We start from the raw sequence: 12,343 nt of genomic DNA, 5'->3' as shown, positions 1-12,343 counted from the left end.
GCCACTGCAATACGTTTGATGTACTTGGTTTCTCTCTGATCAATACCTGTGTCTTTGGCGGCCTGCGCGGGCCGCCATTTTTATGGTTTTACTCCCGCTTGAGCCGGTCGGTATTGGCCAAGTACAGGGTCACTACCAATACTAATATTGCTCCGGAATAAATCAGCGTATCGAAAGGGTTCTCATGATCAACGATGATCAGGCGAATAATCGCGGTAATGCCAATATAGATAAAGTAACGCAGCGGGAAGTGATAGCCTGACTCAAAATATTTAACAATCAAGGCGATAAACTCGAAATAGAGGAAGTAAATCACGATCCCCTCTATCAACTGATACGAGGAAGACTCTTCGTTACTCACGAATAAGACTTTCGCCAGATGAAAGGTTTCCTTGACCAAAAAAACCACCAAAATCGCCGCCAATAGCAGTAATCCCACGTTCAGTACCCGCTGTAACCCTTTAGCTATCATCAATGAGCGTGACGTTTTTGCCATGATTTCTCCCATCGTTCAGTCACTTATTAGTGCAGAAAATGCCTTATGGGCTTTTTCCGAAAGTTGCACTAATTGTTTATGTTCAGGCTAATTAACCTAATTTCAATAAGTTGCGTGAATTCATTACGCTTGTATATATTTGTAGCAAATTGAAATGTCCTCTATCATGGGCGTAGCCTTAGGCATTATGCCTATAAATTCCAGTAATTAAGAAAGGAACTTTCATGCGAGCTAAACTTCACGCACTGGTCGCGGCGGGCCTTTTCACCTGTTCGTTTGCCAGTTACGCTGGCGGGCTGGTGACTCCTGATAACGATCTGCGCAATGACCTCGCCTGGTTATCCGATCGCGGTGTGATTAACGTCAGCCTGTCTACCTGGCCACTGAGTCAGGAAGAGATCAACTCTGTGCTGGCGCAGGCCAGGCCGGTGACCAACACCGAGAAAAACGTTATCGACCGCGTACAGCGTCGCGTGGGCGATCTAAAAGCCAACATAACCGTCACCGGCTATACCTCCACCGACAAACCGGGCACGCCGCAGGGCTTCGGTCAGAGTCACTATGCCGACAGCAGCCTGACCATCGGCGCCGGTGCCAACGGTGAGTTCTGGGATGTGCGCCTGCAAGGTGCGGTAGAAGGCGATCAGCGCGTCTCCGATGGTTCCAAATTCAACCTGAACGGCTCTTACGGTGCCATCAAAGTATGGAACCAATGGCTGTCATTTGGCGAAGTTTCTCAATGGTGGGGCCCAGGCTATGACGGCAGCCTGATCCGTTCCGACGCGGCTCGCCCGGTGGCTGGCTTTATGTTGCAGCGTGCGGATCAATCTCCGTTTGAAACGCCTTGGTTGTCCTGGATCGGTCGTTGGCAGTACCAGATCACCGCTGGCCAACTGTCACAATACACTGCAATCCCTAACACCAAGCTGATCGGTGGCCGTCTGACCATGATGCCAACCGACTTCCTGGAATTGGGTGCCTCACGCATCATGCAGTGGGGTGGCGATGGCCGTCCACAATCCTTCAGCTCATTCTGGGATGGTTTTACCGGCCGTGATAACGATGATTCCGGCCAGGGCAACGATCCAGGCAACCAGCTTGCCGGTTTCGACTTCAAGTTGAAAATGCAGCCGTTGATCGGTATGCCAGTCAGCCTGTATGGCCAGTTGGTAGGCGAAGATGAGGCGGGCTATCTGCCATCACAGAATACCTACCTTCTCGGACTGGAAGGTCACCCAGAGTGGGGTCCAACCGTCATTAACTGGTATATCGAAGGGGCAGATACCCGCGCCAATATGAGCCGCAAAGGTTACGTGTATACTCACTACACCTATAAGGACGGTTACTATCAGCAAGGCTACCCGCTGGGCCACGCCATGGGGGGTGATGGTCAGATGCTGTCCGGCCGTGTAGAGCTGGTGCTGGACGATGGTCAGCGTTGGAGCACTCGCCTGGTGTACGCCAAGGTGAACCCGCTGAACCAGAGCATCAACCAGGCATTCCCGAAATCCGACACGCTGAAAGGCATTCAGTTGGGCTGGGGCTATACCTTCCCTCACCAGGTGAAGTTTGATACCAGCCTGTGGTACACCGATAACAACAAAAGCACCGCCGATGACGTGGGTGCCGGTGTCAGTATGGCAGTACCGATCAATCTGTGATCCCTACAGACGTCAAAAACCCGCCGAGGCGGGTTTTTTATTGACTGCAATTCAGCACAACTTAACGCCAGGCTTTAAAGCGATTGATCAAACCGTTGGTTGAGGTGTCGTGGCTGGTTACCGCTTCTTTGCCTGCCAGTTCCGGCAGAATACGGTTGGCCAGTTGTTTGCCCAACTCTACGCCCCATTGGTCGAAGGTGAAGATGTTGAGGATCGCGCCTTGGGTGAAGATCTTGTGCTCATACAGCGCAATCAGACTACCCAGGCTGAACGGGGTGATTTCACGCAGCAGGATGGAGTTAGTTGGGCGGTTGCCTTCAAACACTTTGAATGGGGCAACGTGCTTAACTTCTTCCGGTTTTTTACCCTGTGCGGCGAACTCTTCCTCGACCACGTCCAGTGATTTACCAAACGCCAGCGCTTCTGTCTGTGCGAAGAAGTTCGACAGCAGTTTGGCGTGGTGGTCGCTCAATGGATTGTGGCTGATGGCTGGAGCAATAAAGTCACAAGGAACCAGCTTGGTGCCCTGATGGATCAGTTGATAGAACGCGTGCTGGCCGTTAGTGCCAGGCTCGCCCCAGATAATCGGGCCAGTCTGGTAATCTACCGGGTTGCCATTACGATCAACGTACTTGCCGTTAGACTCCATGTTGCCCTGTTGGAAGTAAGCGGCAAAACGGTGCATATACTGATCGTACGGCAAGATCGCTTCGGTTTCTGCGCCGAAGAAATTGTTGTACCAGATGCCGATCAGCGCCAACAGCACCGGCAGGTTTTGCTCGGCAGGCGTTTGGGCAAAGTGTTTGTCCATCTCATGCGCACCGCTCAGCAGTTGCTCGAAGTTTTCAAACCCCAGAGACAGCGCAATAGACAGGCCGATGGCGGACCACAGAGAGTAACGCCCCCCCACCCAGTCCCAGAATTCGAACATATTGTCGGTGTCGATACCGAACTCGGCCACCGCTTTACCGTTGGTAGACAGCGCGGCGAAGTGTTTGGCAACGTGCTGTTGATCGCCAGCAGTGCTCAGGAACCAGTCGCGCGCGCTGAGGGCGTTGGTCATGGTTTCCTGAGTGGTGAAGGTTTTAGACGCCACCAGGAACAGCGTGGTAGCTGGATCCAGCGGTTTTAACGTTTCGGCGATATGGGTGCCGTCTACGTTGGAAACAAAGTGCATGTTCAGATGGTTTTTATACGGACGCAGCGCCTCAGTAGCCATATAAGGGCCAAGGTCTGAACCACCGATGCCGATGTTGACCACGTCGGTAATCGGTTTGCCGGTGTAACCTTTCCAGTCGCCGCCGATCACGCGATCGCAGAACTGTTTCATCTTCGCCAGCACCGCATTGACTTCCGGCATCACGTCCTTGCCATCGACGATGATTGGCGTATTGCTGCGGTTGCGCAGCGCAACGTGCAACACGGCACGATCTTCCGTGCGGTTGATTTTCTCACCGGCAAACATCGATTTGATCGCGCTTTGCAGGTCGGTTTCTTTCGCCAGTGCCTGCAGTTTCTCCAGGGTTTCTGCGGTGATGCGGTTTTTGGAATAATCCACCAGCATCTGATCGTTAAAGGTGGCAGAGAACTTGGAGAAGCGCTCACTATCCTGAGCAAACAGGTCACGGATCTGGACGTCTTTCATTTGTTCAAAATGTTGCTGCAGGGCTTGCCAAGCAGCGGTTTGACTAGGATTGATATTTTTCATAGCGGCGCTCTTATGCTTGAGAATGAATATGAGGTGATTGACCGATTGTAGCCTGTTCGTCTGTGATTATGATCTCTTTTCTTGCGATAGGCGTTAACTGTCAGTTCGCTACGCTCCATTTTTACCTTTCCACAACAATCTGCTGATATTTCAGCTAACAGCCTGTTATCACTACGCTGAAATGGACCTCTGACCACGCTTTTCTCTTCATGCCCGGCCCGCGTTATCCGGTCGCTCTGCTCCCTCCAGCTCGCAGATGAAAATCCCTCAACGTCTGCCCGTTGACAGCAGCGCTCAAACCCGTTATTCCTAATCACCTACTTGCACATCCGTTGTGCAAGCCAGAAGAGGCGCGTCGCCCAGGTAGAGTGTCAGAGGAGCCCGTATCCGATGACGGCACAGGAGGGGGAGCGACGCCGAGGCGAGATGCTTGCGGCAATCATCACGTCGGCTACAGGGGCTGAATCCCCTGAGTTGTCACCATGGGCTGCCCGAACAGGCAGTCAGCAAGGTGGGGCGCTTCTGGGTGTATCGTAGCCTCAACCTCTACGCCTGCTCCCTGTTTACCGCTCTTCCCTTGTGCCAAGGCTTATGGAAATTAAATGCCAATTTGAATGGCGTCCCTGACACGAGGTTTTACATGACTCAAGCAGCACCCCAGAACGCAACCGTAGTAGCCAAATTCGGCGGCACCAGCGTGGCCGATTTCGAGGCGATGAACCGCAGCGCCGACGTAGTACTCTCCAATCCCGATGTCCGTTTGGTGGTACTTTCCGCCTCTGCCGGTGTCACCAACCTGTTGGTCGCTTTGGCCGACGGTTGCGAAGCTGAAAAGCGCAATGAGCAGCTAGCAGAAATCCGCCGCATTCAATACGCCATCCTTGAACGCCTCGATAACCCGGTGGTGGTGCGCGAAGAAATCGACCGTATGCTGGAAAATATCACCACACTGTCGGAAGCCGCTGCGCTGGCGACCTCTGCCGCACTGACCGATGAGCTGGTCAGCCATGGCGAACTGATGTCTACCCTGCTGTTTGTGGAAATTCTGCGTGGCCGTAAAGTGCAGGCAGAGTGGTTCGACGTGCGTAAAGTGATGCGCACCGACGACCATTTCGGCCGTGCTATGCCAGATGCAGCTGCGCTAACCGAATTAGCTCAAACCCTGTTAAAACCGCGCCTGCAACAAGCATTGGTGATCACCCAGGGCTTTATCGGTTGCGAACCGAAAGGCCGCACCACCACGCTAGGCCGTGGCGGCAGTGACTACACCGCGGCCCTGTTGGGCGAAGCGTTGGGAGTTAGCCGTGTGGATATCTGGACCGATGTTCCAGGTATCTATACCACCGACCCACGCGTGGTGCCTGCCGCCAAACGTATCGATAAAATTGCCTTTGAAGAAGCGGCGGAAATGGCCACCTTCGGTGCCAAAGTGTTACACCCGGCCACCCTGCTGCCTGCCGTACGCAGCGACATCCCCGTCTTCGTCGGCTCGAGCAAAGATCCTGCTGCTGGCGGCACACTGGTGTGTAATACCACGGAAAATCCACCGTTGTTCCGCGCACTGGCCTTGCGCCGTAAGCAAACCCTGCTGACGCTGCACAGCCTGAACATGTTGCACGCACGCGGCTTCCTGGCCGAAGTGTTTAACATCCTGGCCCGGCACAATATCTCGGTCGATCTGATCACCACCTCCGAAGTCAGCGTGGCGTTGACCATGGATACCACCGGCTCCACCACCACCGGCGGTAGCCTGTTAACCACGTCACTGCTCACCGAACTTTCCTCGTTATGCCGGGTGGAAGTGGAAGAGAATCTGGCGCTGGTCGCCCTGATCGGCAACAAGCTGTCACAGGCTTGCGGCGTCGGTAAAGAGGTGTTCGGCGTACTGGATCCGTTCAATATCCGCATGATCTGTTACGGAGCCAGTAGCTATAACCTGTGCTTCCTGGTGCCAGGTGATGATGCGGAGCGCGTGGTACAAACGCTGCATCACAATCTGTTTGAGTAAGCCCCTCCCCCTCTACCACAAGGAGGGGGGACTGAACGTGCTACAACTTAATTCCTGCATCTGGCTTTAACACGGGCGCAGCATGCAGCGCCCCTACGTAGCGCCACATTAACTGCCGACAACGCTGAGCTGGCTCCCTCGCCCTTGGGGAGAGGGCCAGGGTGAGGGGAGATTGATTGGCCTTAACTGAATTTACAGAGGCTCAGCGCACTGAGCCCGCTACAACACACACCACCCACTTCCCGTTCAATATTGGCAAAGGATAATCCCTCTCATGCTGGCAAGAATCACACGCTTATTCCCATTATGGGCCGTGCTGCTCTCCATTGCGGCCTACTACACCCCGTCGACCTTTACCGGTCTCAGCCCCTACGTCAGCGTACTGCTGATGTTGATCATGTTTGCCATGGGCGTCACCCTGCGCCTGGACGACTTCAAACGCGTGCTGTCGCGCCCCGGCCCGGTAGCGGCGGGGATTTTCCTGCATTACCTGATTATGCCGCTGGCCGCCTGGCTGCTGGCGATGCTGTTTCGTATGCCGCCGGATCTCTCCGCCGGTATGGTGCTGGTAGGCAGCGTCGCCAGCGGCACCGCCTCCAACGTGATGATCTATCTGGCGAAAGGTGATGTCGCGCTTTCGGTGACCATTTCGGCCGTTTCGACACTGGTTGGCGTTTTTGCCACCCCGCTGCTGACACGCCTGTATGTCGACGCCGAGATCAGCGTGGATATCATGGGGATGTTATTAAGCATTCTGCAGATCGTGGTGATCCCGATTGGATTGGGCTTGATCATCCATCATAGCTTCACCAAAACCGTCAAACGGGTTGAACCCTATCTGCCAGCCCTGTCGATGGTCTGTATTGTAGCGATCATCAGCGCGGTGGTGGCAGGTAGCCAGAGCCATATTGCCTCGGTAGGCTTTGTGGTGATCATTGCGGTGATCCTGCATAACGGCATCGGGCTGCTCGGGGGCTACTGGGGCGGAAAAATGCTCGGGTTCGACGAATCCACCTGCCGTACGCTGGCGATTGAAGTCGGTATGCAAAACTCCGGGCTGGCGGCTACGCTAGGCAAGATTTACTTCTCACCGCTGGCGGCGTTGCCGGGTGCGCTGTTCTCGGTATGGCACAATCTGTCCGGCTCACTGCTGGCAGGCTACTGGTCAGGTCGCCCAATTAAAAAGCAGGATTGATAACCAGCGGGCGCAGCATGCTCATGCTGCGCCCCCGATTTCCCCTCATCCTTTACGGCGTTCTAGGGTTTTCTTCCCAATCACGGTCGTCGTCTTTCTCATCCTGATCGAGTGCGTTATAGGCCACCGCGCAAAACAGCGAGTTCAGCCGTTTCATATCCCCCAACAGCGCCAGGTGCAACGAGCTGGTTTCAATACTTTGCACGTTTTGCTGATGCAGGCGATCGACATGCGCATGAGCATAGCGACGATCCAGGATACGGAAACGGTGCTTGGCACGGCGTAACCGCTTGGCGCTGGTGATATCCCCGGAGAGAAACACCGACAGGCTCAGGCGTAAATTATCGGTAAGTTTTTCATGTAACTGGTCGAGTTCGGCCAAACCTTCAGACGAGAATGAGCTGCGCGCACCATGGGATTGATCCGCCACATCGCTGGCCATACGTTCGATGATATCGCCTGCCTGTTCCAGGTTGAGGGCCATTTCGATGATCTCCGCCCAGCGGCGCGAATCCTCTTCCCCCAGATCCTCCCTCTGGATCTGCGCCAGATAGAGCTTGATAGCGGTGTACAACACGTGAACATCATCGTCCAGACGGCGAACTTCTTTGGCCTGGATGCGCTTACCGTGTAACACCTCATGGTGCAGGATCATCATATGCTCAACCACATCCCCCATCCGCAGGGTTTCCCTGGCCGCATTGGCCAGTGCGAGGCTTGGTGTATCCAGGGCGCTGACGTCGAGGTGGCGTGGCCGCAAGCGAGGATCTTCGGTCGGCGCATCGACGATCCACGTTTCACACAGACGCGCCATCGGCCCGGACAGTGGCACCTGTAACAGACACCGCACCAGGTTGTAGAACATGTGGAAATAGATCACCAGCTCTTCGGCATTGCCAGGCAGCCGCTCAATGCAGTGCGCAATCAGGGAGACAAACGGCAGCACCAACGCACTACCCAGCAACTTGAACAACAGACTACCCAATGCCACACGCCGGCCTGCGGCATTCTGGCCGCTGGTGTTAAGCATCACCAACAGGCCGCTGCCCAGGTTGGCCCCGATCACCAGACACAGTGCCACCTGGAGAGAAATCACGCCTGAAGCGGTTAACGTCGCGGTCAATAACACCGCCGCTAGGCTCGAGTAACTGATAATGGCAAACAGGGCGCCAATCAACGCATCGAGCATCACATCGCCGGTCAGCGACGAGAAGATAACCTTAACTCCGTAGCCCTGAGTGATCGGCGTCGCGGCCGCCACAATCAGTTCCAACGCCAAAACAATCAGGCCGAGGCCGATAGCGACCCGCCCCATCTGACCAACGCGGGTTTGCTTGCGGCTGAGGAATAAAATCACGCCGACAAAAATCAGCAGCGGTGAAAGCCAGGAAAGGTTGAACGTCAGCACGCGCGCCATGATTGCCGTGCCAACATCGGCCCCGAGCATAATCACCAGCGCAGGCCCAAGCCCCACCAGCCCTTGTGCGACAAAGGAAGAAACCAGCAACGCCGTCGCATTACTGCTTTGTACCAACGCGGTTACACCGATACCAGCCACAAAGGCCAGCGGCTTTTTCTCTATGCTGCTGCTCAGAACCTGGCGCAGATTGGCGCCATAGACTCGCATAATGCCGGTGCGGACAATGTGGGTTCCCCACACCAGCATGGCAATGGCGGAAAGCAGATTAAGAAGGGTCAACACGGAAGGCTCGCTCCATTGACGCCCGGCAGGCACCACAGGCTATCCCGCCTGCCAGACGCCAGTTAAGCAGGACAGCGGCAAATCATGTCGTTCTATCTAGAGAGGGGGAGAGCTCACCATGTAATGATCAAACGGTGCGACAGCGAAATCATGCAACTACCCGAAAACTAACAGTTTGTAATTGTAGCCCATTTTGGCTGCTCTCGGGTGGGAATCGGCCTGAGGTGTCTAAAAACTGTGCAGAATCAATGAACTCCAGGGTACGAATGTTATTCTACTCGTAACACTTCAACCCTGGGTAAACGATGCTGATGGAACACCCTGGTTTTGCAGCCATTATCGTTGGTGGTGGCGTTGCAGGCTGCACGACAGCCCTGCTGTTGGCACGTGCGGGTATCAATACCTTGTTACTGGAACGAGGCACTCAGGCGGGCAGTAAAAACGTCAGCGGTGGCAGGTTGTACACTCACGCCTTGACGGAGCTGTTGCCGGATTTTGCCACCACCGCCCCGCTGGAACGTCATATCACCCAGGAAAAGCTTTCGATGGTGAGCGGTGATAGTGCGGTGACGCTGGATTATCGCCATACCTTGCCCTGTTCCTACAGCCTGCTGCGTGCCCGTTTCGATCCCTGGCTGATGGCGCAGGCGGAAGCTGCTGGTGCGCAATGTCTGACGGGCGCACTGGTCGATGAGTTGATAGTGCAGCAAGGCCGGGTTGTTGGCGTTATGGCGGGAGGTGAAGCGCTATACGCCAACACGGTGATCCTGGCGGAAGGGGCCAATACGCTGCTGAGCGAGCATGCTGAATTACAACCGAAGCCACCAGCATCAACGATGGCGATCGGCGTCAAAGAGGTGCTGGCGCTGCCGCGCGAGCGGTTGGAAGAGCGTTTTGCCCTGGAAGATAATCAAGGTTGCGCCTGGCTATTCGCTGGTCAGCCCACGCAGGGCAAAGTTGGCGGTGGCTTCCTGTATACCAACCGCGATAGCCTGTCGCTCGGCGTGGTATGCAATCTCTCCAGCCTTACCGATAGCCAAGTGGCCCTGCCGCAGATGCTGCAACAGTTCAAACAGCACCCTGCCGTGCGGCCACTGCTAAGAAATACCGAGCTGCGTGAGTACAGCGCCCATCTGATCCCCGAAGGGGGAGCGGAAAGCATGCCACCTCTCTACGGCCCAGGTTATCTGCTGGTTGGCGATGCTGCGCGGCTGTGTATCAATAGCGGGCATACCGTGCGGGGTATGGATCTGGCGATGCTATCGGCCCAGGCCGCAGCGGAAACCTTGATTACTGGGCAGGAGCTACGGCATTATCCTTTGCGGCTGCAACAAGGTTCGCTCTGGGCGCTGATCCAGCAGTATCGCCGCCTGCCGGAAATGATGTTGCAATCGCCGCACTGGTTTAATCGCTACCCACAGCTGGCAGCGGACGTGTTGCAAGAGATGTTTGAGGTCAATGGAAATGCCCCCACGCCGTTGCGTAAGCTACTGTGGCGCCACGCGCGCCGCATCGGTCTGAAGCAATTACTGAAAGATACCGTCAATGGAATGCGCAGCCTATGAGACAGCCCGATCTCAGCCACAACCATTATCAGGTGGATCATGCCAATCCACACATCATCCTGGCCGATGCACAGGATCGGATGATGCTGATGCGTTTGGTACTCGCCTGCCCGGCCGGATTATATCAATTCCAGCCGGACGGCAGCCTGCGTTTCGACGTGCAGGGCTGTCTGGAATGCGGCACCTGTCGCCTGCTGTGTGGGGAAGAAACCATCGCCCGTTGGCGCTACCCGCAGGCAGGTAACGGGATTGAATTCCGCTTCGGTTAAAGGGCATCAGATAATGCGGTTAACACCTCGTGCATATCACCCACAATCCCCACGTCGGCCTGGGCAAAAATAGCCGCCTGCGGATCCTGGTTGATCGCCACAATAAACTTGCTATGACGAATACCGATAGCGAACGCCGGGGAACCGGAGACTCCTGCTGCAATGCAAACCTCGGGGGCAATGATGGCTCCAGACATGCCCAATAAGCGGTCCATCTCGCACCAAGCATTCATGACTACCGGCCTGCTGGCAGCCAGTTCAGCGCCCATGTTGCTGGCCAACTGCTGCACCTGAGCTACCTGCTGGGCACTGCCGGCCCCTTCCCCGATGGCTAGCACATAGCGAGCCCGACTCAGTGTTGACGCTTCTGGTTGCGGTGAACTCACCGAAGCCAATAGCCACTCGGCATCGGCTATCTTCGTTGGCTTAAAGCGTTGTGCTACAACCGGGCTGGGCCCTATTTCCACACTTGCCGCACCGCTGCGGGCTACGCTCAGGCACCAAGGTTCCCGCGTCATCGCCAGTTCAGCCGTGAGGTGGTTACCATACACGGCTTTGGTTACCCGGCATTCGTTGCCGTTAATGTGTAACCGTTCCACCGCACAACAGGCAGAGCCGCCACTCCGGCAGGCCAGACGCGTTGCCAATTCCCCCCCTTCATCGCCTGCAAACAGCATCAATCGCGGTTCGAAGGCTTGCCGCATCTGCTCCAATACCGCTATTCGCGCCTCTGCCAGCCGGGGAGTGGTGACCCAACGTATCTGTGTCACCTCACCGTCCAGACGTGGCAGGCTCTGCGGCTTTTCATCGCTGAACAGCCACAGCTCCAGGCTCTCTGCGGTAAGTTGACTCAGTTGCAGGAACTGATTGATCTGGTTGGCCTGGGCATAAAAGCTGGAGGCATCCGCATCCAATATCAGCGCAATATTCATCATGACCACCGTTCACGAAGATAATCCTGGCACAGCTGCTGCACTTTCTGCTCTATGCTGCCCCCCTCAATCACGACCCCGGCGCGCCGATGTTCCACATGCGTAAAGCCCCTCAGATGCACATCACCGGCAGGCTGTTCCGTCATCGCCAGATCGGTAGGTGACAAATGTTGGATCTGCCGCTTACCCGCAGCCAGCTTCTGCTGCAACGTGGGAACGCGTAACGCACTCGCCTGTTGCGAGTTCCCTACCACTAATACCAAAGGAGGCATCACCGTCATCACCTCCTGACCAAAAGCGGTTTGCCGGGTAACCCGTAGCCCCCCCACCTGTTCGGCCGCCGCTAATTGGCAAACACCGGTGATACAGGGCCAGCCAAGGCGTTCAGCCAACATCAAAGGAGTCTGGCTGTTTTGCCCCTCAAGGCTTTGCGCTCCCATGACGATCACCTGCTGCGGGGCAATCTGTTGCTGATAAGCCGCGACCAACGCGGCAATCGTTGCAGGGTTAAAACGTAGATCCCAATCCGCAGGAGGCTCAATGCGTACCGCCTGCTGATATTCCAACGCCATCAATTGCTTCAGCGCCGGTTCGGCCATCGCGTCGGCCACCGTCAAGACGCTTAGGCTAAGTTCCATCTGGTCACGCAGCATCAGCACCATTTCCGCCGCGCTTTCGTCATAGCCGCTTAACAGACGCCGGGCAAAGCGAGTGTCGATCTGCAACCGTTCATCAGGCTGCCAATCGCTCTGTGCCAACATGCCCAAATCCGGTGCGACCTTAATCGCCAACAGCAGGTTCATCCGT

Annotated in this window: 10 protein-coding genes and 1 riboswitch; of the genes, 5 read left to right on the top strand and 5 right to left on the bottom strand. The window is 55.7% G+C overall.

The genetic code is table 11. The annotated features are described in order from the left end of the window. Positions 1-88: 88 nt before the first annotated feature. Complete coding sequence (psiE, locus tag U869_RS0101445) at positions 89-496, bottom strand: phosphate-starvation-inducible protein PsiE (RefSeq protein ID WP_025119581.1); 408 nt, start codon at positions 494-496, stop codon at positions 89-91. Between the two features lie 224 nt (positions 497-720). Between psiE and U869_RS0101440 the strand changes: the two genes are divergently transcribed. Further along, on the top strand, positions 721-2,157 hold the full coding sequence (locus U869_RS0101440; protein WP_025119580.1) for a capsule assembly Wzi family protein: 1,437 nt from the start codon (positions 721-723) through the stop codon (positions 2,155-2,157). A 61-nt stretch (positions 2,158-2,218) separates the two neighbouring features. Here the strand turns inward: U869_RS0101440 and pgi are convergent, their stop codons facing one another. Then, positions 2,219-3,865, bottom strand: a complete 1,647-nt coding sequence (gene pgi / locus U869_RS0101435) for a glucose-6-phosphate isomerase (protein ID WP_025119579.1) — start codon at positions 3,863-3,865, stop codon at positions 2,219-2,221. Between the two features lie 337 nt (positions 3,866-4,202). Further along, a riboswitch (Lysine riboswitch) is annotated at positions 4,203-4,395 on the top strand. A gap of 110 nt (positions 4,396-4,505) precedes the next feature. Between pgi and lysC the strand changes: the two genes are divergently transcribed. Further along, a complete protein-coding gene (lysC, locus tag U869_RS0101430; RefSeq protein WP_025119578.1) occupies positions 4,506-5,873 on the top strand; it encodes a lysine-sensitive aspartokinase 3 in 1,368 nt (455 codons plus the stop codon). Between the two features lie 274 nt (positions 5,874-6,147). After that, the gene (gene panS, locus U869_RS0101425) at positions 6,148-7,068 is read left to right on the top strand and encodes a ketopantoate/pantoate/pantothenate transporter PanS (protein ID WP_025119577.1); all 921 of its coding nucleotides are present in this window, start codon (positions 6,148-6,150) and stop codon (positions 7,066-7,068) included. A 52-nt stretch (positions 7,069-7,120) separates the two neighbouring features. On the opposite strand, the gene U869_RS0101420 is transcribed toward panS, so the two are convergent. Next, a complete protein-coding gene (locus U869_RS0101420) occupies positions 7,121-8,770 on the bottom strand; it encodes a Na/Pi cotransporter family protein (protein ID WP_025119576.1) in 1,650 nt (549 codons plus the stop codon). Between the two features lie 305 nt (positions 8,771-9,075). Between U869_RS0101420 and U869_RS0101415 the strand changes: the two genes are divergently transcribed. Both U869_RS0101415 and U869_RS0101410 read left to right on the top strand, forming a co-directional pair. Further along, the gene (locus U869_RS0101415) at positions 9,076-10,335 is read left to right on the top strand and encodes an FAD-dependent oxidoreductase (RefSeq protein WP_232785314.1); all 1,260 of its coding nucleotides are present in this window, start codon (positions 9,076-9,078) and stop codon (positions 10,333-10,335) included. After that, positions 10,332-10,604: a 4Fe-4S dicluster domain-containing protein gene (locus tag U869_RS0101410; protein WP_025119574.1), complete on the top strand. Its 273-nt coding sequence runs from the start codon at positions 10,332-10,334 to the stop codon at positions 10,602-10,604. Before U869_RS0101415 ends, U869_RS0101410 begins: the two co-directional genes overlap by 4 nt. Here U869_RS0101410 and U869_RS0101405 read toward each other — a convergent pair. Both U869_RS0101405 and U869_RS0101400 read right to left on the bottom strand, forming a co-directional pair. Further along, positions 10,601-11,539, bottom strand: coding sequence for an electron transfer flavoprotein subunit alpha/FixB family protein (locus U869_RS0101405; RefSeq protein ID WP_025119573.1), 939 nt, complete (start codon positions 11,537-11,539; stop codon positions 10,601-10,603). The genes U869_RS0101410 and U869_RS0101405 overlap by 4 nt on opposite strands. Continuing rightward, positions 11,536-12,339 (bottom strand): hypothetical protein, encoded by an 804-nt coding sequence (locus U869_RS0101400; protein ID WP_025119572.1) that lies wholly within the window; start codon positions 12,337-12,339, stop codon positions 11,536-11,538. Before U869_RS0101400 ends, U869_RS0101405 begins: the two co-directional genes overlap by 4 nt. Positions 12,340-12,343 lie beyond the last annotated feature (4 nt).

Origin of the sequence: Serratia sp. H1w (genome assembly GCF_000633355.1) — a bacterium.
Classification (GTDB): Bacteria; Pseudomonadota; Gammaproteobacteria; order Enterobacterales; family Enterobacteriaceae; genus Chania.
This window is presented reverse-complemented; position numbering and strand designations above follow the sequence as displayed.

Coding starts and splice junctions, on each gene's coding strand:
- psiE (WP_025119581.1), bottom strand. CDS start 496: ATGGCAAAAACGTCACGCTCATTGATGATAGCTAAAGGGTTACAGCGG.
- U869_RS0101440 (WP_025119580.1), top strand. CDS start 721: ATGCGAGCTAAACTTCACGCACTGGTCGCGGCGGGCCTTTTCACCTGT.
- pgi (WP_025119579.1), bottom strand. CDS start 3,865: ATGAAAAATATCAATCCTAGTCAAACCGCTGCTTGGCAAGCCCTGCAG.
- lysC (WP_025119578.1), top strand. CDS start 4,506: ATGACTCAAGCAGCACCCCAGAACGCAACCGTAGTAGCCAAATTCGGC.
- panS (WP_025119577.1), top strand. CDS start 6,148: ATGCTGGCAAGAATCACACGCTTATTCCCATTATGGGCCGTGCTGCTC.
- U869_RS0101415 (WP_232785314.1), top strand. CDS start 9,076: ATGCTGATGGAACACCCTGGTTTTGCAGCCATTATCGTTGGTGGTGGC.
- U869_RS0101410 (WP_025119574.1), top strand. CDS start 10,332: ATGAGACAGCCCGATCTCAGCCACAACCATTATCAGGTGGATCATGCC.
- U869_RS0101405 (WP_025119573.1), bottom strand. CDS start 11,539: ATGATGAATATTGCGCTGATATTGGATGCGGATGCCTCCAGCTTTTAT.
- U869_RS0101400 (WP_025119572.1), bottom strand. CDS start 12,339: ATGAACCTGCTGTTGGCGATTAAGGTCGCACCGGATTTGGGCATGTTG.